Raw genomic sequence first — 25,915 nt, forward strand, 5'->3', positions numbered from 1 at the left:
ACATGGGAGCGCTCCCATGAATGTGGGCCGTTGACATTTCGTTGTCAAGAGCCGGAAACAAATGACCCACCGGTCACGCCGAGGTTTCTGCCGTGTTGACAAGGACTGAACCGAGTAGGTAGGAAGATGTCGGTCAATCGATCGTGGGAGCGCTTCCGACATCGATGGAGGACCACATGAGACATCGCTTCACGCGACGCAGACTTCTCGGCGGCCTGGCCGCCGTGCTCGCCACGGTGACCGGCCTGGTCGCTGTGGCGGCCCAGCCCGCACAGGCGGCGGCGGGCTTCACCGTCAGCGGCAGCCGCATCCTGGACGCGAACGGCAACGCCTTCGTCATGCGCGGCGTCAACCACGCCCACACCTGGTACCAGGACCGCACGCCGCAGGCGCTGGCCGACATCAAGGCACTCGGCGCCAACACGGTCCGGATCGTGCTCGGCAGCGGGCCACGCTGGGGTCCTGACAACGCTGCCAACGTCTCCGCCGTGATCAGCCAGTGCAAGGCCAACCGCCTGATCTGCGTGCTGGAGGCCCACGACACCACCGGGTACGGCGAGCAGGCCGGCGCGGCGACCCTGGCCCAGGCCGTGGACTACTGGATCAGCGTCAAGAGCGCGCTCGCCGGCCAGGAGCGCTACGTCATCCTCAACATCGGCAACGAGCCGTACGGCAACACCAACGCCGCGGGCTGGGTCGCGGACACCAAGAACGCGATCACCCGCCTGCGCGCCGCCGGCTTCGAGCACTCGATCATGGTGGACGCCCCGAACTGGGGCCAGGACTGGTCGTTCACCATGCGCGACAACGCGGCCTCGGTGTTCGCCACCGACCCGCAGCGCAACACCATCTTCTCGATCCACATGTACGGCGTGTTCGACACCGCCGCCGAGATCAACGACTACCTGGGCCGGTTCATCACCGCCGGGCTGCCCATCGTGGTCGGCGAGTTCGGCCACAACCACTCCGACGGCGACCCCGACGAGGACACCATCCTGGCCACCGCCCAGGCCCGCGGCATCGGCTATCTGGGCTGGTCGTGGAGCGGCAACGGCGGCGGCGTGGAATACCTGGACCTGGTCACCGACTTCAACGCCGCGGCCCTGACCTCCTGGGGCCAGCGCTTGTTCAACGGGGCCAACGGCATCAAGGCGACCTCCCGGGAGGCGTCGGTCTTCGGTGGCGTGCAGCCCACCACGCCGACGGCCTCACCGACAGTCTCGCCGACGGTCTCGCCGACGCCCGGCACGTCGACCCCGCCGCCCGCGGGCAAGGGCTGCACGGCCACCTACGCGGTCGGCGGCCAGTGGGGCGGCGGCTTCCAGGGCGCGGTCACCGTCAAGGCCGGCAACGCGGCGATCACGTCGTGGACCGTGACGTGGACCTGGCCCAGCGGCCAGCGCTTCACCAACACCTGGAACGCCACGGTCACCAGCTCCGGTGACGCGGTGACCGCCCGCAACGCGCCGTACAACGGCTCGCTGGCGGCCGGCGCGAGCACCACCTGGGGCTTCACCGCGAGCTCGACCGGCACCAACACCGCGCCGGCCGTGACCTGCGCGGCTGCCTGACCCCGGTCGGCATCACCGTTCCCCGCACCGCACCTGTCACCACCGCCGCCTGCGCGGCCGCCTGACGCCCCGCGCCAACCGGGGTTCCCACAGCGGCCCGGTCCGTCACCCCCGGGCCGGGCCGCTCCCCGATCGCCACCGCCGCGCACCCGTGCTGCACCCCCGGACCGCCAGTCTGGGGAGCCATCCAGCCCTGGGAGCATCGTGACCACGACACCCGCGCCGGTCGAGGCCGGCCGCCTGGCCGATGACCTGCTGAGGCTGGAGATCGGCTTCACCGCCTCCCTCCACGACGACGCGGCCGTGGCCGCGCGCATCGAACGCGCCGCCGCCGGGTCCGGCCACCCGGAGCTGGTGCTCCGGGCCCGCCTGGCCCGGGCCGTGATCATGCTGCGCGAGGGCGAGACCGTGGAGGGCGGGCGGCTGACCCACCGGATCTACCCGGAGGCCGTGGAGCTGGGCGATGACTACCTGCTGGCCCGCTGCCACCGGGCGCTGTCGATCTTCTTCCGGCAGCTGGGCGACAACGCCACCGCGCTGGCCCACGCCGTGCAGTGCATGTCGCACACCGGCGACGACGTGCCGCCGGCCATCCGCAGCCGGCACCTGATGTGCCTGGCCGTGCTGCTGGACGAGACCGGCTCACCGCAGGAGGCGATGCGGGCGTTCACCGAGGCGCTCGGGCTCGCCACCGCCCACCACGACAGCGACCTGGCCCTGCACCTGCTCAACAACATGACGTACACCGCGTACGAGCGCGGTGACCGGCCGGCCGCCGAGGAGCTCGTACGCCGGATGCTGGCGACCGCCGAGAGCGCCGGGATCCGGTTGAGCGCCACGTGCCTGGACACTCTGGCCCGGGTGGCGATGCTGGGCGGCCGGCACCGCGAGGTGGAGCAGATCCTCGCGCCGCTGCTGGCCGACGACGCGACGCGGCACCTCATCGACGAGGGCAACGCGCTGGAGGAGGCCCTGCTCACCGCGGCCGAGGCGTGCCGGGAGCTCGGCGCGGCCGAGCGGGCCCAGACGCTGCTCGACCGCCTGTTCCGGTTGTGCGCCGAGCACGATCTGGCCGGGCTGCAGTCCCGGGGCCGTGAACAGCAGGCGCTGCTGTACGCCGCCACCGGCCGCTACCAGGAGGCGTTCGAGGAGTACCGCCGCTTCCACAGGGAGACCCGGGAGCTCACCTCGGCCCAGCAGGACGCCCGGTCCCGGGCCCTGCAGGCGGTCTACCAGGCCGAGGAGGCCCGCCGGGCCACGGACACGTTCCGCGAGCTGGCCCACCGCGATGCCCTGACCGGCCTGCACAACCGGCGTCACGCCGACGAGGAGCTGCCCGCAGCGCTGGCCACCGCGGCCGAGGGCACGCCGGTGTCGGTCGCGCTGCTCGACCTGGACCACTTCAAGCGGGTCAACGACACACGGTCGCACGCGACCGGGGACCTGGTGCTGCGGCGCCTGGCCGGGGTGCTCACCGCGGCCGCACCGCCGGACGCCGTGATCGCCCGGATCGGCGGCGAGGAGTTCGTCGTCCTGCTGCCGCGGACCGACGCCGCGCGGGCCCGGCGGGACTGTGAACGGATCCGGTCGGCGGTGGCCGGCGAGGACTGGACCGCGCTCACCGGCGGCCTGCCGGTGACTTGCAGCATCGGCGTCACCACCGTGAACGGCGCCGCAACGACTCCGGCGGCGGCACTGGCCGCCGCCGACCGCAACCTGTACGCCGCGAAGCGCGCCGGCCGCGACCGGGTCTGTGACGACGAGGTCACTGCCGCGGCATGAAGGTGCCGCTCACCTTCGCGTCCTTGCCCTCCCCGGTGATCTTGGCTTCGTAGCTGTCGCCGGCCGGGGAGTGCTTGCCCACGGTGTGGTTGAACTGCGCCGCGAACGTGTACTCGCCCGGTGCCAGAGTCGCGCCCGGCCGCAGCGTGAATCGGAAGACCAGCTTCTTGCCGGTCCGGCTGCTGCTGGTGGTGAGCAGCTCGTTGGACACCGTGCTCCACCGGCCGGTCTCGCCCACCCCGGGGGTCAGCGCGACCTCCACGGTGACGTCCAGGGCGGTGATCTTGCGGGTCGACTTCAGCACCACGCTGTCCTGCGTCCAGCCGTCGCTGGTGTTCGGGTCGATCTTGGTGGTCGAGCTGAGGTAACCGTCGCGGTCGGTCTGCGGCGCGGCGCTGGACGGCGTGGTCACGGACGGGGACGAAGGCGTGCCGGAGGTGGTGCGGGGCGGCTCGGGGTCGGTGGCGGTCGTGGCCGGGGTGGTAGGTTCGGGCGCCTTCGTGGTGGCCGGTGCCGGCGTCGTGGCCGGTACGGCTGACGGGGCGGCGACCGGGGCGTCGTCCACGTCCGGCTCCCGGTTGCTCAGCCGGACCCCGGCGACGGCCAGCACCAGCACCACGGCCACGGCCAGCGCGGCCGCGGCCGGACGGACCAGGGCGAAGAGCCGGTCGATCGGGCGGCGGGCGTACGCCGTCCGGCCCTGGGCTATCCGGTCCAGCATCGCCTGCCGGTCCGGCCGGTGCCGGTCGGCCTCCTCGCGCAGCGCCGTGCGGAGGTCACGCTCGTCATGCTGACGCACTCAGTCCTCCCGTCGTCACTGGCAGATCCTTCAGGTACTGGCTGAGCTGGGCCGCTCCCCGCGACGTCAGGCTCTTGACCGCGCCGACCGAGATACCCAGGATCTCGGCGACCTCGCGCTCCGGCACGTCGAACGCGTACCGCAGGACGACGCACTCGCGCCGGCGCAGCGGCAGGTGCCGCAGGGCCGCCCGCACGTCGAGCACGGCCGGGGTGTCCGGTTCCGCCCGGTCCCGGCGCAGCAGGCCCAGCCCGAGCAGCCCGAGCCGCTCCCGGCTCTGCCGCTTGATCCACTGGCGGGCCAGGTTGGCCACGATGCCCCGGGCGTACGCGATCGGGCTGTCCGCCGCCTGGACCCGCTCCCAGTGCCGCCACACCTCGACGAACGCGTCCGCGGCCAGGTCGTCGGCCACGCCGGACTCCCCCGTCACGAGGTACGCCAGCCGTGAGAGGTCCGCGTGGTGCTGCTCGAAGAAGCGCCGGAAGTCACGCTCGTCGTCCGGGTCCGTCACACGTTCCTCTCCGGTCATCGGTACAGGTGGAGGCCGGCTGCCCCGGCTGTGGGGGTAAACGGAACCGGAGCAGCCGGGGTTCAGTGGATCGACACGAAATACTCCGAGGTATGGGGGACGACGTCAAGAAACCCGCGAGGAGGCCGGGTGAGGTCCTGATGGAACGGCCTCCTCGCAGGTCACTTGCCCCGTAGTGGGCGCCCGCCGGCAAAAGGTTGCCGGCGGGCGCCAAGTTTTTTTCCGCGGGGATCAGTGGCGGGTCAGCTGGGTGAGGTCGTACGACCAGATGCCCCGGCCGTGGGTGGCCGCGTAGAGCGTGCGGCCGTCCGGGCCGAGCTTGAGCTGCAGCGTGGTCGTGGTGGGCAGGTTGCGGCCGAGCACCGACCAGCGGCCGGCCGGCCGGGACCGGTAGAAGATCCCGGTGTCGGTGCCCACGGCCAGACCGCCGCCGCGGACCATCCGCACCGTGTTCGCCGGGACGTCCGGCAGATCGGCGGAGATGTCGGTCCAGTGCTCCCCGGCGTCACGGGACTCGAAGACATGGCCGACGCCGGCGCCGGGGCCCTCGGTCCACTTCCGGGAGAAGCCGTTGATCGCCACGACGACGTGCCGGGGATCGGCCCGATCCACGTCGAAGCCCGAGACGTACCGGTTCGGCACGGTGCCGTCGACCGGCAGGGTCAGCTGGTGCCATCCCGTCCCGTCGGTGCGGCCGACCGCGATCCCGCGGGTGAAGCCCTGGTTGTTGCAGGGCCCGCACCAGCCGGCGTAGACATAGCCGCCGGAGGTGGCGACCGCGGTGGCCACGTGGCCTTCGCCCAGGTCGAACAGGTTGCGCCATTCCTCCCCGGAACGGATCGCGAAGCCGTTGGTCTGCAGCCAGACGTGCTGGCCGCCGGCGATCCAGGTCCGGCTGTCGCGCGGATCCATGGTCAGCGGCGCGATGAACCGGGCGGCGCCGGTCTCGGCGTCCGGCGGGGCGACCTCGTAACTGGTGGCCAGGGCCGGGTCCCGGGTCCACGCGCCGTTGTTGACCGCACAGTTGTTGGTCACCCAGACGTCCAGGTAGACGTACTCCTCGGCGATGTTGCAGCCGTTGGCCGGGTCGACGATGGTGTCGCCGCCGTCGCCGCCGAAGTTGGAACCCATCACCCGGTCACCCGGGCGCAGGATGGACTGGCCGTTGTCCTGCAGGCCGCCGGAGACCGCGACGCCACGCCGGTCCCGGCCGACGCCGACCGAGTAGTACTGCAGCACGTCGATCGTGCCGTCGTTGAGCGAGACCCAGTCGGTGGCGTGCCCGGAGGCGTCCGCCGCGCCCCGGACCGGCCGGCGGTAGGCACCGCCGTCGTTGCCCACGACCACGAAACGCCTGCCGTGGTACGACCCGATCGCGACCGACTGCTGGTCGGGATGGGTGGTCTGGTGGCAGTCACCGGTCTGCTCGGCCGGGTCGATGCTCCAGCACGGGAAGTCGAAGTTCCAGTACGGCCCCGGGGTGCTCCAGCTCAGGCCGCCGTCGGTGGACTCGAAGACCTCCTCCAGGCCCGCGTACACGTGCTTCGGGTCGGCCGGGTCGACCTGCAGGAACTGGTTGTACCAGGACTGCACGCCGGGCATGTAACCCGGCTCGGTCAGCGCGGAGCCGGACTCGGCGAGCTCGTGGTAGTCCGCGCCCAGGGTCCACGGACCGAACGGCGAGCCCGAGAGCGACACGTAGAAGCCCTGCAGGGCGCTGTCCGGGTTGGTCGCCAGCAGCGTGGGCGACTGCTCGATCGCGTAGTAGCGCGACCCGTCGGCGGACGGCGTGAAGGTGACCGTCCCGACGTCGCCGGCCCCGGAGGGCAGGCCGGCCAGGACGGTGCGCTGCCAGGTGCCGCCGCCGCGCGTGTAGAAGCCGTTGTAGTCGTCGCCGCTGCGCCAGCCGGCGGCGATGATCACCCGGCGGGAATCGCGGGGGTCCACGGCGAAGTCGTTGATGATGTTCTTGTACGGCGCGTTCGGATCCGCGGCCTGCGCACCACCCGGCAGGAAGGCCGGATTGGGTACGAACTCGGCGCGCCAGGGTCCGGACAGATCCGTGAGCGAGTGCGTGTAGGCGCCACGGTTGGTCGCCGCCCACACGGTGTTGCCGAAGAACCGGAGCTTACGGATGGTCGTGCTCTCGAGTTCGGTGCCGCCGACCCGGTCCGAGGGCCGGAACGTGCGGTGGCGCGGGTCGCGGAGCACGTACACGCCGGTGCCGACGAACGAGGTGGCACTGGTGTTCGCCTCCCCGGTCGCGTACCAGAGCCGGCCCGTGCGGTCCAGGCGCAGATCGCCGGTCGACGGTGACGGCAGCCGCTCCGAGATGGGCTGCCAGCGGCCGCCGCCGGTACGGGAACGCCAGACCCCGCCGTCGGCCGCGCCCGCGTACACGTATCCGGCGTTGTCCGCGGCCAGCCCGGTGACCCGGCCGGTCACCTTGCCGGCGCCGCCGGAGGAGTTGCTGTCGATGTCGCGGTAACGCGGATCGTCGGAGTTGTAGGGCAGGTCGGTGATCTCGTGCCACCGGCCGGCGGTCCGCGGCAGCGACTGCTGCTGCGCCCAGGCGGCGGAGTACGCGCCCGGCGCGACGATGCCCGGCGCGCTGCGCGCCTCGGCCCACTGCTCGGCCCGCTCAGCGATCTCCTCGGCCTCGCCGCCCTCGTCGTCCTCGCCGGCGTCGAGGGTTCTGAGCTGGGCCGCGTGCTGGACCCGCCAGCCGGCCAGCTCCACCTGGTGGCGGTACGGCACCGGCCGGCTGTCGTCGCCGGGGGCGGCCGTGGCGGTCACCGCCGGGACGAGAACCAGCACCGGCGACAGCGCGCCGGCGATGAGGAACCGAAATCCTCGGGAATGTGCGTGTTGAGCTGTCACTGCCCCTCCCATGAGACCGGCCACGAAGGACGCTCGTGGCGCGAGATCGAGCCTCATGAGTGCGTACGGTGACCACAACCGTCCTTACGGTCATCGATGCTGCGGGAGGTGCGGGGATGCGCCCCCGGCGGCACCCGAGCCGCCGATTGGGAGCGCCTTGCCCCGCTAAGCCTGAATGGACGCCTGCCGCGAGGGCCGGTGCCGGCCACGGACACTCGTGGTGCCCGTGGCCGGGGCGTCAGGCCGGGCCGCGCAGAACCGTCACCCCCCGCGGCTCCAGCAGGCCCGGGGTGCCGTACAGGAGCTCGCCGGGCAGGCCGGCCAGCTCGACCGGTTCGGCCGTCCGGTTGATCAGGAAGTGGAAGTCGCCGCGGACCGCCAGCTCCACCCGGCCGCGCAGCTCCGCCGGCAGCTCGCTCGGCACACCGGCCCGGCCGAGCAGGTCACGCAGCACCGGCGCCAGGCCGTCCGGGCCCAGGCGGGTCGACACGTACGCCGCCGAGCCCGCCCCCACCGCGCGCCGGGTGATCGCCGGGGCGCCGCCCTTGTACGACGCCAGCACCTCCACGTCCGCCCCGGTGACCGTGATGCCCTCGGTCCACACCGTGCCGGTCAGGCCGTTGTCCAGCTCGGCCCGCTCGTCGTCCCCCAGCGGGGCGAACTCCTCGATCCGGATGCCCAGCAGGTCGCGCAGCGGTCCCGGGTAGCCGCCGAGCCACACGTGGTCGTGCTCGTCGACGATGCCGGAGAAGTACGTGGTGACCAGGTGACCGCCGGCCGACACGTACGCCTGCAGCCGCTCCCCCAGGGTGGCCGGGACGACGTGCAGCACGGGCGCCACCACGAGGTCGTAGCCGGACAGGTCCGTGTCCACCGGCACCACGTCCGCCCGTACGCCCAGGTCGAGGAACGCCGAATACCAGTCCAGGGCCTCCTGGCGGTAGCGCAGCCGGTCCGTCGGGTGCGAGTCCTGCTCGCAGGCCCACCAGGAGGTCCAGTCGAACAGGATCGCCGCGCGGGCCGGGGTCAGCGCCGTACCCGCGACCGGGGCCAGCTGCCGCAGCGTCTCGCCCAGCCGGACCACCGACCGGTAGATCTCGCTGTCGGTCCCGGCGTGCGGCAGCATCGCCGAGTGGTACTTCTCCGCGCCGGCCCGGGACTGGCGCCACTGGAAGAAGCAGACCGCGTCCGCGCCGTGGGCCACGTGCGTCAGCGAGTCGCGGGCCAGCTCGCCCGGCTTCTTCGGCACGTTGATCGGCTGCCAGTTGACCGCGCTGGTCGAGTGTTCCATCAGGAACCAGGGCCGGCCGCCGGCGATGTGCCCGGTCAGGTTGGCCGAGAACGACAGCTCGTCGGAGGAGCGGGGGCCGCGCTGCACGTAGTGGTCGTTGGCGACGAAGTCGACCTCGGCGGCCCAGTCGGCGTAGTCCATCGGCTTCTGCTCGCCCATCACCATGAAGTTGGTGGTGGCCGGGATCTGCGGGGTCAGCTCGCGCAGCACGTCCCGTTCGGCGCGCAGGTAGTCCTTGAGCGCGTCGGAGGAGAACCGCTTGAAGTCGAGCTGCTGGGTCGGGTTCGGATGGGTCGCCGCCTGGCGCGGCGGCAGGATCTGCGCCCAGTCGCTGTAGTGCTGCGACCAGAACGCGGTGCCCCAGGCGGCGTTCAGCGCGTCCAGGTCGCCGTAGCGCTCGATCAGCCAGGTGCGGAACGCCGCCGCCGCGTCGTCGGAGTAGTCGTAGACGTTGTGGCAGCCCAGCTCGTTGGAGATGTGCCAGGCGGCCAGCGCCGGGTGGTCGCCGTAGCGAGCGGCCATGGTGCGGACCAGCCGCAGCGCGTGCTCCCGGAAGATCGGCGAGGTCGGCCGCCAGTGCTGGCGCCCGCCCGGCCAGACGGTCGCGCCGTGGGCGTCGACCGGCAGGATCTCCGGGTGCTTCGCGGTCAGCCACGGCGGCGGGGACGCCGTCGCCGTGGCCAGGTCGACCGCGATGCCACCCGCGTGCAGCAGGTCCATGACCTCGTCGAGCCAGCCGAAGTCGTACTCACCCTCGGCGGGCTCCAGCCGTGCCCACGAGAAGATCGCGAGCGAGACGATGGTGACTCCCGCGGCCTGCATGGCCCGGACGTCGGCGTCCCACGTGGAGCGCGGCCACTGCTCCGGGTTGTAGTCGGCGCCGTAGGCCAGGGCGGGTGCCCGGTCGTGCAGGCGCAGCCAGCGGTAGGGGGTTTGCACGCGATCTCCTCGGGGGGACGTCACTTGACGGTGAAGCCCTGCTCGTTGCCGTACTTCGCGGTCTGGTCCTGCCACGCCTTCAGGCCGTCGGCCAGCGGCGTCGCGGACACGTAGGCCTTGCCCACGGTGTCGTTGAAGATGCTGTTCGCGTACACCTGGAAGGGCAGGTACGACCAGCCGGGCACCACGTTCTGCGCGGACTGGGCGAAGATCTCGTTGGCCTTCTGGCCGCCGAAGTACGTGAACTCGGCGTTGAGGAACTCCGGCTTGGCGATGTCGGCCGAGGTGGCCGGGAACGCGCCCTCCTTGATCCGGGAGTCCTTGCCCGCGTCGACCGCCGCGTACTTCAGGAACGCGTACGCCAGCGCCTTGTCGGCCGACTTCTCCGGCACGGCGAGCGAGCTGCCGCCGTTCTCCGCGCTGGCCTTGCCGCCGGCCTCCCACTGCGGCATCGGGGCGACGCGCCACTTGCCGGACGCGGCCGCCGCGCCGGTGACCAGGTTGCCCGGCATCCAGGCGCCGGTGGGCAGGCTGGCGATGGTGCCGTCGCCGAGCGCCTTGAACCACTCGTCGGACCACGGCGGGATCGACGCGACCAGCTTCTCGGTGATCATCGGCTGCCAGGTCTGGGCGAACTTCGCCGCGCCCGGGTCCGCGAGGTTGATGGTGACGTCGGTGCCCGAGGTCTGGAACGGCTTGCCGCCGGCCTGCCAGATCATGCTGGTGGTGAAGCCGGCGTCGCCGCTGTCCCCGGTGATGTAGACCTTCGGGTCGGCCTTGTGCAGCTTGCGGGCGGCCTCGACGTACTCCGCCCAGGTGGCGGGCACGGTGATGCCGTGCTTGTCGAAGACCTCCTTGTTGTAGAACAGCGCCATCGGGCCCGAGTCGATCGGCAGGGCGTAGACCTTGTCGCTGCCCAGCGTCACCGAGTTCCACGGGCCCGGGGTGAAGGTGCTCTTCAGGCCGGACGCGCCGTACCCGCCGACGTCGGCGATGGACTTGGCCAGGGCGAACTGGGGCAGCGCGTAGTACTCGATCTGCGCCACGTCGGGCACGCCGCTACCGGCCGCGATCGCGTTCTGCAGCGCCGTGTACTGCTTGTCGCCGGTGCCGGCGTTGACCAGCTCGACCTTCACGTTGGGGTACTTGGTCTGGAAGGTGGAGACCACGTTCTTGAGCGTGTTGTCCCACGCCCACACGGTCAGCGAGCCGCCCTTGGCCAGCGCGGCGTCGACGTCGGCCGCGGAGGCGCTGCCGCCGGACGTACCGGTGCCGGAGCTGTCGTCGTTGCCGCCGCAGGCGGCGAGCGCCAGCGTCGCGGCGGTCGCCGCGGCGACCACCTTGAGGAATCGGGTCATCTGGTGTCCTTTCGGGGGAAATTCATTCTTTGACGCTGCCGGCCGCCAGGCCGGACTGCCAGTAGCGCTGCAGCAGGAGGAACGCCGCGAGCAGCGGCAGGATCGTGAGCAGCGATCCGGTGATGACCAGGTTGAACACGGCCTCGCTGCCGGCCGTCTGGGCCTGCTCGTTCCAGGCGTTCAGGCCGATGGTGAGCGGGTACCAGTCCGGGTCCTTCAGCATGATCAGCGGCAGGAAGTAGTTGTTCCAGGTGACGACCATGTTGAAGAGCAGCGCCGTGACGATGCCGGGGCCCAGCAACGGCACGGAGATCCGGAAGAACGTGCGGAACTCCCCCGCGCCGTCCACCCGGGCGGCCTCCAGCATCTCGTCGGGCACGGCCTGGGCGGAGAAGGTCCACATCAGGTAGAGCCCGAACGGCGAGACCAGCGACGGGATGATCACCGACCACGGGGTGTTGGTGAGGCCCATCTTGCTGAACATGAGAAACGTCGGGACGGCCAGCGCGGTGCCGGGCACGGCGACCGCCCCGATCACGATGGCGAAGACCGCGCGCCGGCCCACGAAGGTGAACTTGGCCAGGCCGTACCCGGCCAGGGTGGACAGCAGCGTGGCGCCGCCGGCGCCGACCACCACGTACATGACGGTGTTGCCCAGCCAGCGGACGAAGACGCCGTCGTCGTAGGTGAAGGTCTGGCGCAGGTTCGACCAGAGGGCGAACTCGCCGTCGTCGAACCACAGCCCGAAGGAGGAGAGCAGGCCCTGCTGCGTCTTGGTCGCGTTGATCACCAGCCAGACCAGCGGGATCAGGCTGTAGATGGCCACCAGGCCGGTGAGCAGCGTCAGGACCGTGCTGCGGCGCGGGGCCCGGCGGTACGGCTGGAACTTGGTGCGCGGGACGTCAGCGGTACGCCCGGAGGAGGACGACGACTGCACTGTGGTGGTCATCAGATCTCCCTCGTGCCGCGGAGCTGCACGACATAGGCGATGACCATCGTGATGAGACCCATGATGATCGCCACGGTGGCCGCGTAGTTGTACTGCTGGCCGGAGAAGGACAGCTGGTAGGCGTACATGTTGGGGGTGTAGCCGGTGGTGAGCACGTTCTTGGCCAGCGGCCGCAGGATGGCCGGCTCGTTGAAGAGCTGGAAGCTGCCGATCACCGAGAAGATGGTGGCGATCACCAGGGCGCCGCGGATGGCCGGCAGCTTGATCGCCGTGATGATCCGGAACTGCCCGGCCCCGTCGATCTCGGCCGACTCGTACAGCGAGGCCGGCACCACGCGCAGCGCCGAGTAGAAGATCAGCATGTTGTAGCCGACGAACTCCCAGGTCACGATGTTGCCGATGGAGGCCAGCGCGAGGCTGCCGCCCAGCGGGTCGGGCAGCGTGACGTTCAGCGCGTCGTTGATGTTGCCGACCAGGCCGAACTGGGGGCCGTACATGAAGCCCCACATGAGCGTGGCGACCACGGCGGGCACCGCGTACGGCAGGAAGATGGTGACCCGGAAGAACGCCTTGCCGTAGAGCCGTCCACTGTCGATGGCGAGGGCCACCAGCAGGGCCAGGATCAGCATGATCGGCACCTGGACGACCAGGAAGAGCGCGACCCGGCCGAAGCCGGCCCAGAACTGCGAGTCCTGCAGCGCCTGGGTGTAGTTGTCGAGCCCCACGAACGAGTTGCCGCCGATGAGCCGGTTGCGGTACAGGCTCAGGTAGATCGAGTATCCGATCGGGGCCAGGAAGACCAGGGCGAAGACGGCCATGAAGGGACCGACGAACTTCCAGCCCGCCCAGGAACGGCGTTTTCTGCTCACGACGAGGGTGTCGGCCATGCGTTGTCATCCTTCCCGCCGCTCGGCCGTGGCCGCGGCATCCATCGATGTTTGCGTTAACATCGCCGACCCGGAAGGCGTATGTTTACGTAAACATCGGGGTGATAGTTTCACTGCGTTTCCGGCTCGTCAAGAAGGAGTTGCCAACGATGACCGCTGGCCGAACCCGCCGCCCGGCCCGAGGGGTCTCGATGGCGGACGTCGCCCGGCTCGCCGGTGTCTCGTCCCAGACGGTCTCGCGGGTGTCCACCGGGCACCCCAGCGTGGTCGAGTCCACCCGTCAGCAGGTGCTGGCGGCCATGCGCCAGCTCGGCTACCGGCCCAACAGCGCCGCCCGGGCGCTGAAGCGGGGCGAGTTCCGCACCATCGGCGTCATCCTGTTCACCCTGGCGACCACCGGCAACAGCCGCACGGTCGAGGCCATCGCCGGCTACGCCGCCAAGGAGGGGTACGCGATCACGCTCATCCCGGTGGCGGCGCCCACTCAGGACGGCGTGCTGGGCGCGTTCAGCCGGCTCGGCGAGCTGGCGGTGGACGGCATCATCGTGATCATGGAGGTGCACCTGCTCGACGCGGCCAACCTCAACCTGCCGCCGGGCGTCCAGGTCGTGGTGGTGGACTCCGACGCCGGCGACCGCTACCCCGTGGTCGACACCGACCAGGCCGACGGCGCCCGGCAGGCCGTGCAGCACCTGCTGGAGCTCGGCCACGAGACGGTCTGGCACGTGACCGGGCCGGCGGAGTCGTTCGCGAGCGAGCGCCGCACCCAGGCCTGGCGCCGCACCTTGCTGGAGGCCGGCCGCACGGTGCCCCCGGTGCAGCGCGGCGACTGGACGGCCGACTCGGGCTACCGCGCCGGGCTGGTGCTGGCGGCCGAAGCGGAGTGCACCGCGGTGTTCGCCGCCAACGACCAGATGGCGCTGGGCCTGCTGCGGGCGTTCCACGAACAGGGCCGGACGGTCCCGCGCGACGTGAGCATCGTCGGCTTCGACGACATCCCGGACTCGTCCTCGTTCATCCCGCCCCTGACCACGGTGCACCAGGACTTCGCCGAGGTGGGCCGGCGCTGCGTGCAGGGCCTGCTGCGGCAGATCCGCAACGAGCCGGAAGGGCCGGGCACGGTGCTGGTGCCGACCCGCATGGTGGTGCGGGACAGCACGGCACCTCCGAGTTCCCGCCGCGGATGACCCCCCGGCCGCGCGCGGCCACGGTACGGTGCAGCCATGTCGGCACAGGGCGCACCGCCCCCGGTGTGGTGGCGCCGGTGGGCGAGCCTGCCGGTCCTGCTGGCGCTGCTGTTCGCCACGACGGCCGTCGGCGCGTTCACCGGGACAGCGGCTGCGAGCGGCCCCGGGCGCGTGCCGCCGGCCGTCCAGGCCATCAGCGCGTCCGCGCAGCAGACACTCGGTCAACGCCCGGACGTCCGGGTCGACGCCGCCGGCGGGGTGGGCACTGCCGCCCCGCTGCTGCAGATCCTCGGCTGGCTGCCGGCCCGGGCCGGCGCCGGGATCGCGGCGTGGTGGCACCAGCGGCAGGACGTCGACGGGCACCGGGCGCAGGCGCGCCGGGAGACATATCAGGGCCGGGGTCCACCGGGACGGCGTGCGGTAGACGCCCCGTCCTGACCCCGGCGCGCGGCATGGCGCGCCACCCTGCCTGAGGAGACAACCCCATCGTGACGCGCGCTACTGCCGCGCGCGCATTTCTCGCCCTTGTCGTGCTCGTCGTATCCGGGTGGCTCGTCGCCACCCGGCCGGCGCGGCTCGGGCTGGACCTGCGCGGCGGAACCCAGATCGTGCTCCAGACCCGTGACGGCGACCAGAACAAGGCCGACGCCGCCACCACCGACCAGGCCATGGAGGTGCTGCGCCGGCGGGTCGACGAACTCGGCGTGGCCGAACCGGGCCTGGTCCGCTCCGGCGACCGGCGGATCATCGTCGAACTGCCCGGCGTCACCGACCCGCGGGAGGCGGCCGAGGTCATCGGCCGTACCGCGCAACTGACCTTCCGGCCGGTCCTGGGACCGGCCGGCTCGCCCACCGCGGCTACCGGGACCGGCGAGCTGGTCCGGCCCGACGAGCGCGGCAACCCGCTGCGGCTGGGGCCGGCGGCGCTGTCCGGCCGGCAGATCGACGGCGCGCAGGCCGGTGTCCAGCCGCCGGGCGGCTGGGAGGTGGCCGTCGACTTCGCCGGGGACGGCGCCCGGGACTGGCGGCGGCTGACCGCCGAGGCCGCCTGCTCCCCCGTGGGTGACCCGGGTCGGCGGGTCGCCATCCTGCTCGACGACGAGGTGATCAGCTCGCCCGAGGTGAGCCCGGAGGCGATCTGCGAGGTCGGCTTCGCCGGCGCGGCCATGCGGATCACCGGCTCGTTCACCGCGGCCGAGGCCCGCGACCTCGCCCTGCTGATCAGGGCGGGCGCGCTGCCCGTACCCGTGGACATCGTGCAGCAGCAGGTGGTCGGGCCCACCCTGGGCCGGCAGGCGATCGAGGCGTCGGCGCAGGCGGCGCTCATCGGGGCGCTCCTGACCATCGCGTTCATCGTGGCGGTGTACCGCGTGGTCGGTGCGCTGGCGGCGGTGGCGCTGGTGGCGTACGGGTTGATCTCCTACGCCGCGCTGCTGGCGGTCGGCGCCACCCTGACCCTGCCTGGCCTGGCCGGGTTCGTCCTCGCCATCGGGATGGCGGTCGACGCCAACGTGCTCGTCTTCGAGCGGGCCCGGGAGGAGTACGCCGGCCGGCCCACCCTGCGCAGCGCCATCCGCGGCGGCTTCGCCCGGGCCTGGTCGGCGATCATCGACTCCAACGTGACCACCCTGGTGGCGGCCGCCCTGCTGTTCCTGCTCGCCTCCGGCCCGGTACGCGGCTTCGGCGTCACCCTGGGCATCGGGGTGCTGGCGTCCATGTTCACCGCGCTGGTGCTCACCCGGCTCCCGGCCGAGGACCTGGTGCACCGGCGGTGGCTGGTCGTGCGCCCACGGTGGAGCGGCATCGCCCACGCCGGCCGGGTCCGCCGGGCGATCGAGTCCCGCGGCCCGGACCTGATGCGCCGCCGGCGACTGTGGCTGGCCGTGTCGGCGGCGGCGGTGCTGCTCTCGATCGGCGGCGTCGCCACCCGCGGGCTGAACCTCGGCGTCGAGTTCACCGGCGGCCGCATGGTCGAGTACGCCACCAGCCGGCCGCTGTCGACCGACGCGGCCCGGGTGGCCGTGCAGGCCGCGGGGGTCGACCGGGCCGTGGTCACCCAGGTCGGCCCGGGCAACGTCTCGGTGCGGGCGGGTGCCTTCGACGACGCCACCGAGCAACGCGTACGCGCCTCGCTCGGCACGGCCGGCGGCGGGGACGTCCAGCAGCTGCGGGACGACAAGGTCGGGCCCAACCTCGGCGCCGAGCTGAGAGACAAGGCGCTGCTCGCGGTGGCGATCGCTCTCGGCGCGCAGCTGGCGTACCTGTCGGTGCGGTTCCAGTGGCGCTGGAGCGCGGCGGCGGTGCTGGCGATGGTCCACGACGTGGTCATCCTGGTCGGGGTCTTCGCCTGGCTCGGCAAACCCGTCGACGGGGTGTTCCTGGCCGCGGTGCTGACCGTGGTCGGCTACTCGGTCAACGACTCGGTCGTGGTCTTCGACCGGATCCGGGAACTGGTCCACGGCCAGCGCAGGATCAGCCCCAGGCTGCGGGTGCCGTTCGCGCGGCTGGCCAACACGGCCTGCCTGCAGACGGTCCCGCGTACGGTCAACACCGGCCTGGGAGCGGTGTTCATCCTGACCGCCCTGGCCACCCTGGGCGGGGCGTCACTGGTGGACTTCGCGGTGGCGTTGCTGGTGGGGATTCTGGTGGGCACGTACTCGTCGGTGTTCCTGGCCACGCCGCTGGCGATCACCTTCCGGTCCCGCTGAGCCGCGGGCAGCGGGGTGTGCGCCGCGGTGCGCTCACCCCGCTGCCTCCTGCGCCAGGCCGGCCCTGACCCACGCCCCCGCTGACCGGCACCGGGAACGGTGGTGGCCGCGGCCCTAGATCACCCGGCGCCGTACCCGCCAGGCCACCACGCCGATCAGGACCGCCGCGACGGTGATGAACAGGGCCGCCTCGATGATCTGGAACGTCCAGAACCGCTCGGCCGGGTGGTAGACCCCGAACTGCTGGATGCCCCGGGCGTGCAGGAACTGGTTGAGGTTGGTGCCGGCCCGGTTGGCGGCGGCCTCCAGCTCGTCGTACTCCGTCCAGCTCAGCCTGCGCCCGGTGGCGTCCGCGTAGCCGCGTTCGATCGTCCAGTCAGCGAGGCGGGGACCGGGCCCCGGCTGGTTCGGCGAGCCGCCGACGGGGACCGGCTCCATGGTGGTGAGTGGTGTGGCGTACGCCGGACGGGCCACCAGCGCCACCGACATCCGGACGGCGAGGAACGCCCCGAACGCGACGCCGAAGGCGGGCAGACTGCGCCGCAGGATCGCCCCGGCGGCGGTGGCGGCGGCGAACGCGAACAGCGCGTACGCCACCGGCACAAAGCCTTCCAGGTCGAAGGCGTCGTACTGGAACCGTCCTTCCCACGCGTCGAACGGCTGACGGAACCAGGTGAGCACCGCGGTGAACACCCCGGTGAGCGCGACGGTGACGCCGGCCAGGGCCGCGAGCTTGGCCGCCAGCCAGCGCATCCGCGGCACGGCCTGCGTCCAGGCGAGCTGCCAGGTGCCGTCCTCCAGTTCGCGGGCGAGCAACGGTGCACCGAGGAACGCACCGATGACGACGGGGACCAGGTAGAAGGCCGCCAGGAGGTTCTCGACGTAGCCGTACCCCTCGTCGAGCCGGCGGAAGGAGGCCGCGCAGGCGTCGCTGACACCGCCCGCTCCCGCACACCGGGCGGGACCGCCGGGGAACAGGTCGTGAGCGTGCGTCCCGAGCACGAGCAGGGCGATGCCGAACATGCCGACGAGCAGACCCAGGACGCAGACCTCGGTCCGGTGCTGGCGCCAGATCAACCACGTCATGCTGGGCCCACCTTTCGCCGCTCGGTGCGGGCGGTCATGCGGCCACCCCCGGCGTGACCGCGGCGCCCGGCCCGGACGGCCGGCGCAGATACGCCAGCACCAGGTCCTCGAGCGCGACCGGCTGGGCCTGCCACCCGGGCGCGGCCGGGATCCCGCCGTCGCGTACCAGCAGGGTCGTGTGCCGGTCGCTGTGGACGGCCTCCACGACGGCGCCGGACCGGTCGAGGTCATGGTCCGTGCGCGGGCCGATGAGCAGCCGGTGCTCGGCGAGGAGGGTGTCGATGTCACCGGTGAGCGTGACCCTGCCCTGGTTGAGCACGATCAGGTGGTCGCAGACGCGTTCCAGCTCGTGCACGACGTGAGAAGAGAACAGGACGGTGACGCCGCCTTCGGCCACCGCGCCCATGAGGACCTGGAGGAACTCGTGCCGGGCCAGCGGGTCGAGGCTGGCCACCGGCTCGTCGAGGACCAGCAGGTCCGGCCGCTTCGCCAGGGCCAGGGCCAGCGCCACCTGGGCCTGCTGGCCGCCGGACAGCGTGCCGGCCCGGCGGTCGAGCGGGATGCCCAGCTTCACCAGCCGGCGCTCGGCCAGCCCCTGGTCGAACCGCAGGTTGCAGGCCCGGCCGAAATGGAGCATCTCGGCGACGGTGAAGCGCTTGTACAGCGGGTGGTCCTGGGCCAGGAAGCCGACCCGGGACAGAGTCTGAAGGGTGCTGGCGGTGACGTCGTGGCCGAGGACCTCCACCGTGCCGGTGCTCGGGGCCAGCAACCCGACGGCCAGGCGCAGCAGCGTGGTCTTGCCCGCGCCGTTCGGCCCGACCAGGGCGATGACGCCGCCCGCCGGCAGGGCCAGGGTGCAGTCGCGCAGCGCCCAGCCCTTCCGGTATCGCTTGCCCACAGCGTCGGTGCGCAGCGCGAACTCGGTTGCGGTCACGCCACTTCCTCGTTCCTCGTCTGCTGATGGACGGAAGCGAAGAGCGCGTTGACCGCCTGCTCGTCGAGGCCGGCCGCGTAGGCGCGGCGGAGCCAGGTCGCCAGGCCGCGGTGCAGCGACGTGTACGTCGACGGCGGCATCGCGGCCGACTGCTGCTCGTCGACGAACGTGCCCTGGCCGGGCCGGCCGGTGACCAGCTTCTCCTGCTCCATCTGCCGGTACGCCTTGGCGACGGTGTTCGGATTGATCGCCAGGTCCTCGACCACCTCGCGGATGAGCGGGAGGCGGTCACCGGGCTGCAGGAAGCCCAGCAGCACCGCCTGGCGGACCTGCTGGACGAGCTGCAGGTACGGCGGCACGCCGGAGCGGGTGTCGAGCCGGAAGACGAACACGGAGTCCCCTTACTGCTTTACTAGGAACATAGTAAAGCAGTAAGGGGACGGTCAAGAGACCGTGAGGCCCGGCTGCCCCACGGGGGTAAGGCAGCCGGGCCGGCTCATCACAGCGACAGACGCTGACCGGGGAAGATCAGGTTGGGGTTGCCGCCGAGCTGTGCGCGGTTGAGCTGGTACAGCGAGCGCCAGCCGCCCTTGACGTGCTGGGCCGCCGCGATCTTGGCGAGCGTGTCGCCGGACTTCACGGTGTAGTGCCGGCCGGTGGCCTTGACCGAGGAGTGCCTGGTCACCGCCGACTTCTTGTGGGTGGCCGACTTCTTGTGGGTGGTGGTGCGCGACGCCGTGGCCTTCTTGCCGGCCGACGACGAACCGCCGGTGTTCTTGGCCTTGTAGGACTTCGTCGAGCCGGCCTTCTTGCCGCACACCGGCCACGCGCCGATGCCCTGGCCGTCGAGCACCTTCTCGGCGATGCGGATCTGCTCCGCGCGGCTCGCCTTGTTGGCGGTGCTCGCGTACTTGCCGCCGCCGTACGCCTTCCACGTGCTGCGGCTGAACTGCAGGCCGCCGTAGTAGCCGTTGCCGGTGTTGATGCTCCAGTTGCCACCGGACTCGCACTGCGCGACCGCGTCCCAGTTGACGCCGGACTGCGCCGCGGCCGGGGAGGCCGGGCCCAGCAGGGCGACGGTGCCCGCGGCGCCGGCCACGACCAGACCGAGGGCGCGCAGGGACTGCTTGTGGATCTGTGCCATTGAATGAACCTCCACGCCTGCGAGGTCAGCTGTCGGGTTCGGGCTGAGGTTGCCCGGCCGCTGTGGTGCCGCGGCTTCACCCCGAGGCGCGCTGGGCGCGCCGGAGAACCTGTGGGTCCCCCGCTCCATGCCTGAGTTGGTGTCCCAGCCCGGTCGGCGGCAGGACTCGGCGTTACCGACCGCGGGGCCCGCGTCAGCGGACCGGCCGACCGTAACCACGTTCCCCGGCGCGGGGCCAACCTCCGGGGCCTAACGTGACGTTGTTCTCAGCTTTTGCCCTCTTTTGATCTTGGCCAGAATCGGGGCAAAGCCGGTCGATGTCACCGGCCGTACTCCTCGGGGCCGCGGGTGAGGACGTACCAGCCGTCACGGTCGAAGCCGGCGAAGCGCAACCGGTCGGCGAGCAGGGTGCTCAGCGTCTCCCGTACGGCGACCCGCCAGTCCTTGGCCGCGCCCGGAGCCCGGCGGCGCAGGGTCTCGATGTCCTCCGGGACGGCCACCACCACGGTCTGCCCCCGGAACGAGCCCGGCACCGGCCCGCCGGTGCCCGAGCGGCGCAGCGCCACGGTGGCGGTCGCCGGCCGGACGCAGCGCACCGGCTTGCCCGCGCTGGCGGAGACGACGGCCGGGGCGGCGAGATCCCACCGCACCATCAACCGGTCGCTGTCGTCGTCGCTGTTGATCCGGTCGTGCATCGGGCCGTAGAAGTTCGCCAGATACTCGGTCGGGATCGCGCCCAGCTTGGCCAGGTTGAAGTAGGCGTTGCGGGCCACCAGCGGGTCGAAGGTCCAGCTGATCGTGCTGATGCCGCGTTGCAGCGCCCAGACCCGCTGGTGCTGCTTGAGCGCGAAGCCGACGCTGCGCCCGGCCGCGGTGGCGGACACCCCGGCGATGTGACTGTGCAGCTCCCGCTCGCCCGGGGCGGCGAAGAAGGCCACCGCGGCCCCGACCAGGGTGCCGCCGTCGAAGGCACCGGCCACGTAGTTGCCCGACTTCGCCAGCGCGCGCAGCAGCTCGGTGCTCAGCAGCGGGCCGCTCGCGTCGTCCTGCCAGATGCCGGCCAGCATCCGGTCCAGCGTGGTCAGCTCGGCCAGGCTGCTCACCGGGCGGACCAGCACCCGGGCGGCCCGCGCGGCCACCGTGGCCGCCTCCATCGCCGCCACGATCACCCTGCTCACGACGGCGGCTCCGGAGCGGACACGTTGGCGGCCGGGCCGGCGGCCAGGGTCGCGAGATCCATGTGTGCTCACCTTCGGCGGTGACGGGTGTGCTCAGCGTAGGCCTCGGCCGGGCCCGCCGGGGGGCGTCCGAACCCGGAGGTCTACCCGTCTTGACCAGCCTTTCCCCCGAAGGTCCAGAAAGGGTGGACATCAAGTGATCTCTTGCCGGCGGCCTCGCGTATCTTGACGTACCGGTCGGCACCCCCGTGGCCACCGGCCTTTCCCACGGCAGGACGACGAGATGGCTGACGATTCCGAGCGCGACGACCCGGTGCTGGTCCGCCCGTACATCACCACCCAACCGGCGGGGTCCGGCGACCGGCCGGCACCCACCTGGCCGGCGACCGCGGACCTGCCCGAGGAAGGAACCGGCGAGATGCCGGTTGTCGCGCCGGCCTCCGTCACCGTCACCGACCCGGTGGCGAAGAACACTGCCCTGCGCCGCCAGAAGCTGCTGGTGCTGGCCGGGATCGGGGTGCTCGCCCTGCTCGGCGGGGCCGGCCTGTTCCTGCTCCTGCCGTCCGGCCGGAGCGACCAGCCCGTGACGGCGCTTCCGGCTCCCTCGGCGCCGGGCATCACCCGGTCCGCCGGGGCAGCGCCGGTGGCGAGTGCGGGCACGATCACCGCCTCCCCGGGCAGCAGCCCTGTCAACCGGTCCGCGACTGCGACGAGAACCACGGCCACCACCGGCGCGGCCCAGGGCGCGCCCGGGCCGGCGACCACCACGACAGCGGCCTCCGGCGCGCCGACGCCGACGCTGTCGCCGCCTCCCGGCGCGGCCAGGACCGGCGCGATCAAAGCGGCCGGTGGACGGTGCCTGGCCCTCGGCAGCCTCCTCGGTCTCGAGGGTGCTCCCGTGCAGACCTCGGGCTGCGCCGACGTGAGCTACCAGCGGTGGACGCTGGCCACCGACGGCACCCTGCTGGTCACGAACCGGTGCGCCGCCGTGGGCACCGACGCCGCCGTACGGATCGCCGGTTGCGACGACCGGCCCGCGGCCCAGTGGCGGGCCGGGCCGAACGGCTCGCTGGTCAACCCGCAGACCGGCCGCTGCCTGACCGATCCCGGCGCCCTGGCGGTGACCGTCACGGTCACCGACTGCACGGGCGCGGCCGATCAGAGCTGGGCCCTGCCGTGAGACCACGCTGCCGGGCGGGCCGGCCGGGCTGATAGAACGGCGTCTGTCCCTCATGGACCGGCCCGGCATCGCCGGCAGCACCCCTCAGGAGTCCCTCATGCCCGATCTGTCCCGACGTTCGCTGCTGCTCACCGGGAGCGCCGCGGCCCTCGGCGCCGGCCTGCTCGCCGGCGCGACCCCCGCGTCCGCGGCCCGGCCCCGCACCGCGGAACCCGCCGTCACCCCGGCCGCCGCCCTCGCCCGGCTGCTCGCCGGCAACCGGCGTTTCGTCTCCGGGCACGCCCGCCACCCGCACCAGACCCTGGCCGACCTGCACGAGGTCGCCGCGGGCCAGCACCCCTTCGCGATCACGATCGGCTGCGCCGACTCCCGGGTCTCCCCCGAGTTCCTCTTCGACCAGGGACTGGGTGATCTGTTCGACAACCGGGTGGCCGGGAACATCGTCGACGACCTGCTGCTGGGCAGCATCGAGTTCGCCGTCGAGGAGTTCGGCAGCCCGCTCGTCGTCGTGCTCGGCCACGAGCGGTGCGGCGCGGTGACCGCCACCATCGACGCCATCGAGAGCGGCGCCGCCGCCCCCGGGCACATCGGCACGATCGTCGACGCGCTGCGGCCGATCGTCGAGCCGGAGCTGGGCCGCCCCGGCGACGTGGTGGACAACGCCGTCCGGGCCAACGTCCGGGCCCAGGCCGCTCAGCTGACTGCCCGCAGTGAGCTGCTGGCCGAGCACGTCCGGGCGGGCGAGCTGCGCATCGTCGGCGCCCGGTACGACCTCGACAGCGGCCGGGTCACCCTGGTGAGATAACCCGCGCCTCCGGCTATCGTTCGCGGATGCCCGCCGAGCCGACCGCCCCCGCCGTCCTGCCGGCGGACCGGCTGGCCTGGCTCGACGGGCTCCGGGCGGTGGCGGTCCTGCTGGTCGTCTACGCCCATCTCAGCCGCATGCTGTTCCGCGGCGCGCGCGAGGTCTCGGCCGAGTGGTTGCACGCCGGCACCGCCGGAGTCATGCTGTTCTTCCTGGTCAGTGGCTACATCATCCCGGCGTCGCTGGAACGGCACGGTAGCCTGCGCACGTTCTGGGTGAGCCGCCTCTGCCGCCTGCTGCCGCTGTATCTCGTGGTCATCGCCGTGGTGGTCGCGCTGGGCGCCGCCGGACTGATGCCGCTCGACCCCGCGCTGCGGGCCGATCCCCTGACCGCGGCCGTGGCCCACGTGACGATGCTGCCGCACCTGCTGGGCATACCGCTGATCACGCCGGTGATCTGGACGCTCACTTTCGAGATGGCGTTCTACCTGCTGGTCGGCGCACTGTTCGCGGTACGGCTGCACCGCGCCGGAACGGTGCTGGCGGTCGTCCTGGCCGTGGTGGCCGTCGGCACCGCCCCGCTGGCGCCCCGGTTACTCGCGCCGACACCCGGCGCCGCGCGGGAGCTGACCCTGGTCGTGGCGGTCACGCTGGTGCTCGGGCTGGGTGCGGTCGCGACCGGGCGGCGCGCCGTCGTGGTGGCCGGCGCGCTGATCCTGGGCGGCCTGGCGGTGACACTGCTGGTCGCCGGCCAGGATCCGGCTCACGTCTGGGACGGCCTGCTGATCGTCGCGGTGATGCTGGTCGGTACGGCGGTCCACCGCGCCGACCACGGCCGGATCCGCTGGTGGCAGGCGGGCCTGGCGGCCGCGGTGGTGGCCGCCGCGCTCCTGGTCAACTGGTTCGCCGAGCTGGAGTTCCTCGGCGGGCTCAACCCGCGGTACGTGACCCGCTCGGTCGTCACCCTGCTCGTCATCGGCGGCACCTTCGCGCTGGGCCGGCTCACCCGGGGCCGGCGCACGCCGCGCGCACTGGCCCGCCTGGGCTTGATCAGCTACTCGGTCTACCTGGTGCACTACGTGCTGATCGTGCTGTTGCGCCCCCTGCTGATCCCGCTCGGTGAGCGGCTGCCCGCCCTGGCCGAGGTGCCGGTCGCGGCCGCGTACCTGGGCCTGGTGGTCGGGATCTCCTGGCTCACGTACCGGTTCGTGGAGGTGCCCGGGCAGCGGTTCGGGCGCCGGGTCGCGCGGTGGATGACCGCCCGATGGGGCTCCGACGCGCGGCCGCCGGACCCGGCCGTGCCTCAGCCGGCGAAGCGGGACCCGCGCGCCATCGCCCGGTAGGCGGCCAGCGCCGCGCTGTCGGTGTCCGGCCGGAAGTTGTGCGGGCTGTCGTCCTGGGTGTCGGTGTCGAACCAGACCACCGCGCCGACGGCCGGAGTGTCCTCGACCCACGAGGACAGCTTCCTGATCCATGCGGCCTTGCTGCCCCGGCCGTGGTCGACCGCGGCGGTCTCGCTGAGGATGATGGGCTTGCGGCCGCCGTACGCCGTGACGACGGCACTGAACAGCGTGCGCGGCGACTCGGAGAAGAAGTCGTAGCCGGAGACCCCGACCCAGTCGACGTAGTCGTCGCCGGGGTAGTACCGCTGGAACCTGTTCCACGAGGTGTCCGGCGACGAGTTCCAGTTCGGGCTCCACACCCAGGCGACGTTGTCCGCGCCCTGCTCCCGGAAGATCCGGTGCAGCCGCCGCCAGGCCTTGACGTAGCCGGCCGGGTCGTCACCGTTGTGGCTGCCGTCCCACTCGAACCAGTCGCCGTTCATCTCCCAGCCCCAGCGCAGCAGGATCGGCCGCTTCATCCCGGCCAGCTTGCGGGCCACCCGGGCGATGATCCGGTCCGACGAGCCGTCGAGGATTCGCCGGTACGGCGCCCCGTGCCACGACACCATCAACGTGCTGGAGGAGGCCACGGCCGGCTCGGACGAGGGCACGTAGCCGTCCCACGGGTAGAAGACGTGCACGATGCGCTGCTCACGGCCCAGCTGCCGGCGGCGCAGCGCGAGGCTCTCCTTGAGCGACATGCCGCTGAGCGCCAGGTAGGAGCCGAACATCGCCTTGCCGGTCTCGGCCGGCACCGGCCCGCCCCGCCGGGGCGCCACTTTCTTGGGCGCCGGCGAAGGCTTCGCCGACGGCGTCGGGGACAGCGACGGCGAGGCGCTGGCAACGGGTGAGCCGGACGACGCCGCGGGGGCGACGGTGGTGGGCGAAACGGGTGGCGGGGCCGCGGACGGCGCAGTGGAACAGGCAGCCGGCAGCGCCAGCGCCGCGAACGCGAGCAGCCGGCGACGGGGCAGCCCGCGGCCGCCCAGGGTTTCGGCGGTCATGGTGGGCTTCCTCTCCCCGGTACGCGGACACGGCGGTCGCATCCGGCTCCACGATGCCCGCCCGATCCGGCCGAGAGGTCGGCCGATCGCCCGCAAGACCCTACCTGACCAGGCTTTTTATCGGCGCGCAGCTCGGACAGCGAGGCCCGCCGCGCCAGCAAAGGGGCGAACCTCCCACTGCCCCGGTCAAGCCGCGGGCAACTCCGTCACCGCGGCCGGCCGAGGACGGGCCCGGGCTGGTCGAGCGGCTCGGCACCCTCCGGGCACACCTGGATTCCCGACGCCCGGCGCGACTAGTGTCCTCATGCGACGGACGGCACAT

21 protein-coding genes and 1 riboswitch are annotated in these 25,915 nt (G+C 72.3%); of the genes, 8 read left to right on the forward strand and 13 right to left on the reverse strand.

Annotation, left to right across the window (positions count from 1 at the left end):
- The first annotated feature begins 176 nt into the window (after positions 1-176).
- Both ACWEOZ_RS05140 and ACWEOZ_RS05145 read left to right on the forward strand, forming a co-directional pair.
- Positions 177-1,571, forward strand: coding sequence for a cellulase family glycosylhydrolase (locus ACWEOZ_RS05140; RefSeq protein WP_451909483.1), 1,395 nt, complete (start codon positions 177-179; stop codon positions 1,569-1,571).
- Positions 1,572-1,775: 204 nt separating this feature from the next.
- Positions 1,776-3,353: a tetratricopeptide repeat-containing diguanylate cyclase gene (locus tag ACWEOZ_RS05145; RefSeq protein WP_451909484.1), complete on the forward strand. Its 1,578-nt coding sequence runs from the start codon at positions 1,776-1,778 to the stop codon at positions 3,351-3,353.
- Here the strand turns inward: ACWEOZ_RS05145 and ACWEOZ_RS05150 are convergent.
- The 7 genes from ACWEOZ_RS05150 to ACWEOZ_RS05180 form a co-directional block, all read right to left on the reverse strand.
- Positions 3,337-4,152: a hypothetical protein gene (locus ACWEOZ_RS05150; RefSeq protein WP_451909485.1), complete on the reverse strand. Its 816-nt coding sequence runs from the start codon at positions 4,150-4,152 to the stop codon at positions 3,337-3,339. The two genes, ACWEOZ_RS05145 and ACWEOZ_RS05150, sit on opposite strands and share 17 nt — an antisense overlap.
- On the reverse strand, positions 4,139-4,681 hold the full coding sequence (locus ACWEOZ_RS05155; protein ID WP_451909486.1) for a SigE family RNA polymerase sigma factor: 543 nt from the start codon (positions 4,679-4,681) through the stop codon (positions 4,139-4,141). Before ACWEOZ_RS05155 ends, ACWEOZ_RS05150 begins: the two co-directional genes overlap by 14 nt.
- Positions 4,682-4,912: 231 nt before the next feature.
- Positions 4,913-7,561, reverse strand: a complete 2,649-nt coding sequence (locus ACWEOZ_RS05160; protein ID WP_451909487.1) for a glycosyl hydrolase — start codon at positions 7,559-7,561, stop codon at positions 4,913-4,915.
- Between the two features lie 238 nt (positions 7,562-7,799).
- Positions 7,800-9,791: a beta-galactosidase gene (locus tag ACWEOZ_RS05165; RefSeq protein ID WP_451909488.1), complete on the reverse strand. Its 1,992-nt coding sequence runs from the start codon at positions 9,789-9,791 to the stop codon at positions 7,800-7,802.
- A 20-nt stretch (positions 9,792-9,811) separates the two neighbouring features.
- Complete coding sequence (locus ACWEOZ_RS05170; RefSeq protein WP_451909489.1) at positions 9,812-11,149, reverse strand: ABC transporter substrate-binding protein; 1,338 nt, start codon at positions 11,147-11,149, stop codon at positions 9,812-9,814.
- A gap of 22 nt (positions 11,150-11,171) precedes the next feature.
- Complete coding sequence (locus ACWEOZ_RS05175; RefSeq protein ID WP_451909490.1) at positions 11,172-12,098, reverse strand: carbohydrate ABC transporter permease; 927 nt, start codon at positions 12,096-12,098, stop codon at positions 11,172-11,174.
- Positions 12,098-12,985, reverse strand: a complete 888-nt coding sequence (locus tag ACWEOZ_RS05180; RefSeq protein ID WP_451909491.1) for a carbohydrate ABC transporter permease — start codon at positions 12,983-12,985, stop codon at positions 12,098-12,100. Before ACWEOZ_RS05180 ends, ACWEOZ_RS05175 begins: the two co-directional genes overlap by 1 nt.
- A gap of 149 nt (positions 12,986-13,134) precedes the next feature.
- Between ACWEOZ_RS05180 and ACWEOZ_RS05185 the strand changes: the two genes are divergently transcribed.
- The 3 genes from ACWEOZ_RS05185 to secD are packed head-to-tail and all read left to right on the forward strand — an operon-like array spanning position 13,135 to position 16,880.
- Positions 13,135-14,172, forward strand: coding sequence for a LacI family DNA-binding transcriptional regulator (locus ACWEOZ_RS05185; RefSeq protein ID WP_451909492.1), 1,038 nt, complete (start codon positions 13,135-13,137; stop codon positions 14,170-14,172).
- 36 nt (positions 14,173-14,208) lie between these two features.
- On the forward strand, positions 14,209-14,610 hold the full coding sequence (locus ACWEOZ_RS05190; protein ID WP_451909493.1) for a hypothetical protein: 402 nt from the start codon (positions 14,209-14,211) through the stop codon (positions 14,608-14,610).
- A 50-nt stretch (positions 14,611-14,660) separates the two neighbouring features.
- The gene (gene secD / locus ACWEOZ_RS05195) at positions 14,661-16,880 is read left to right on the forward strand and encodes a protein translocase subunit SecD (RefSeq protein WP_451909494.1); all 2,220 of its coding nucleotides are present in this window, start codon (positions 14,661-14,663) and stop codon (positions 16,878-16,880) included.
- 114 nt (positions 16,881-16,994) lie between these two features.
- Here secD and ACWEOZ_RS05200 read toward each other — a convergent pair whose 3' ends face one another.
- The 5 genes from ACWEOZ_RS05200 to ACWEOZ_RS05220 all read right to left on the reverse strand — a co-directional run bounded on the left by ACWEOZ_RS05200 (position 16,995) and on the right by ACWEOZ_RS05220 (position 21,222).
- A complete protein-coding gene (locus tag ACWEOZ_RS05200; RefSeq protein ID WP_451909495.1) occupies positions 16,995-17,966 on the reverse strand; it encodes an ABC transporter permease subunit in 972 nt (323 codons plus the stop codon).
- A 34-nt stretch (positions 17,967-18,000) separates the two neighbouring features.
- Positions 18,001-18,900 (reverse strand): ABC transporter ATP-binding protein, encoded by a 900-nt coding sequence (locus ACWEOZ_RS05205; RefSeq protein WP_451909496.1) that lies wholly within the window; start codon positions 18,898-18,900, stop codon positions 18,001-18,003.
- Positions 18,897-19,292: a GntR family transcriptional regulator gene (locus tag ACWEOZ_RS05210; protein ID WP_451909497.1), complete on the reverse strand. Its 396-nt coding sequence runs from the start codon at positions 19,290-19,292 to the stop codon at positions 18,897-18,899. The genes ACWEOZ_RS05205 and ACWEOZ_RS05210 overlap by 4 nt, the downstream gene beginning before the upstream one ends.
- Positions 19,293-19,399: 107 nt before the next feature.
- On the reverse strand, positions 19,400-20,044 hold the full coding sequence (locus ACWEOZ_RS05215) for a transglycosylase family protein (RefSeq protein ID WP_451909498.1): 645 nt from the start codon (positions 20,042-20,044) through the stop codon (positions 19,400-19,402).
- Positions 20,044-20,196, reverse strand: a riboswitch (cyclic di-AMP (ydaO/yuaA leader). Its footprint overlaps the gene before it by 1 nt.
- A 168-nt stretch (positions 20,197-20,364) precedes the next feature.
- Positions 20,365-21,222: a GNAT family N-acetyltransferase gene (locus tag ACWEOZ_RS05220; protein WP_451909499.1), complete on the reverse strand. Its 858-nt coding sequence runs from the start codon at positions 21,220-21,222 to the stop codon at positions 20,365-20,367.
- 283 nt (positions 21,223-21,505) lie between these two features.
- Here ACWEOZ_RS05220 and ACWEOZ_RS05225 point away from each other — a divergent pair, with 283 nt between their 5' ends.
- From ACWEOZ_RS05225 to ACWEOZ_RS05235, 3 genes are all read left to right on the forward strand, one after another.
- On the forward strand, positions 21,506-22,402 hold the full coding sequence (locus ACWEOZ_RS05225; protein WP_451909500.1) for a ricin-type beta-trefoil lectin domain protein: 897 nt from the start codon (positions 21,506-21,508) through the stop codon (positions 22,400-22,402).
- Between the two features lie 97 nt (positions 22,403-22,499).
- Complete coding sequence (locus tag ACWEOZ_RS05230; RefSeq protein WP_451909501.1) at positions 22,500-23,207, forward strand: carbonic anhydrase; 708 nt, start codon at positions 22,500-22,502, stop codon at positions 23,205-23,207.
- Positions 23,208-23,233: 26 nt separating this feature from the next.
- Positions 23,234-24,550, forward strand: a complete 1,317-nt coding sequence (locus ACWEOZ_RS05235) for an acyltransferase family protein (protein WP_451909502.1) — start codon at positions 23,234-23,236, stop codon at positions 24,548-24,550.
- On the opposite strand, the gene ACWEOZ_RS05240 is transcribed toward ACWEOZ_RS05235, so the two are convergent.
- A complete protein-coding gene (locus tag ACWEOZ_RS05240) occupies positions 24,511-25,593 on the reverse strand; it encodes a glycoside hydrolase family 26 protein (protein ID WP_451909503.1) in 1,083 nt (360 codons plus the stop codon). The genes ACWEOZ_RS05235 and ACWEOZ_RS05240 overlap by 40 nt on opposite strands.
- Positions 25,594-25,915: the final 322 nt, after the last annotated feature.

The organism is Actinoplanes sp. NPDC004185, from assembly GCF_053603475.1.

What these genes read in the sequence shown, in the direction of transcription:
- ACWEOZ_RS05140 (WP_451909483.1), top strand. Translation starts at nt 177, where the DNA reads ATGAGACATCGCTTCACGCGACGCAGACTTCTCGGCGGCCTGGCCGCC.
- ACWEOZ_RS05155 (WP_451909486.1), bottom strand. Translation starts at nt 4,681, where the DNA reads ATGACCGGAGAGGAACGTGTGACGGACCCGGACGACGAGCGTGACTTC.
- ACWEOZ_RS05170 (WP_451909489.1), bottom strand. Translation starts at nt 11,149, where the DNA reads ATGACCCGATTCCTCAAGGTGGTCGCCGCGGCGACCGCCGCGACGCTG.
- ACWEOZ_RS05175 (WP_451909490.1), bottom strand. Translation starts at nt 12,098, where the DNA reads ATGACCACCACAGTGCAGTCGTCGTCCTCCTCCGGGCGTACCGCTGAC.
- ACWEOZ_RS05180 (WP_451909491.1), bottom strand. Translation starts at nt 12,985, where the DNA reads ATGGCCGACACCCTCGTCGTGAGCAGAAAACGCCGTTCCTGGGCGGGC.
- ACWEOZ_RS05185 (WP_451909492.1), top strand. Translation starts at nt 13,135, where the DNA reads ATGACCGCTGGCCGAACCCGCCGCCCGGCCCGAGGGGTCTCGATGGCG.
- ACWEOZ_RS05190 (WP_451909493.1), top strand. Translation starts at nt 14,209, where the DNA reads ATGTCGGCACAGGGCGCACCGCCCCCGGTGTGGTGGCGCCGGTGGGCG.
- ACWEOZ_RS05200 (WP_451909495.1), bottom strand. Translation starts at nt 17,966, where the DNA reads ATGACGTGGTTGATCTGGCGCCAGCACCGGACCGAGGTCTGCGTCCTG.
- ACWEOZ_RS05215 (WP_451909498.1), bottom strand. Translation starts at nt 20,044, where the DNA reads ATGGCACAGATCCACAAGCAGTCCCTGCGCGCCCTCGGTCTGGTCGTG.
- ACWEOZ_RS05225 (WP_451909500.1), top strand. Translation starts at nt 21,506, where the DNA reads ATGGCTGACGATTCCGAGCGCGACGACCCGGTGCTGGTCCGCCCGTAC.
- ACWEOZ_RS05230 (WP_451909501.1), top strand. Translation starts at nt 22,500, where the DNA reads ATGCCCGATCTGTCCCGACGTTCGCTGCTGCTCACCGGGAGCGCCGCG.
- ACWEOZ_RS05235 (WP_451909502.1), top strand. Translation starts at nt 23,234, where the DNA reads ATGCCCGCCGAGCCGACCGCCCCCGCCGTCCTGCCGGCGGACCGGCTG.
- ACWEOZ_RS05240 (WP_451909503.1), bottom strand. Translation starts at nt 25,593, where the DNA reads ATGACCGCCGAAACCCTGGGCGGCCGCGGGCTGCCCCGTCGCCGGCTG.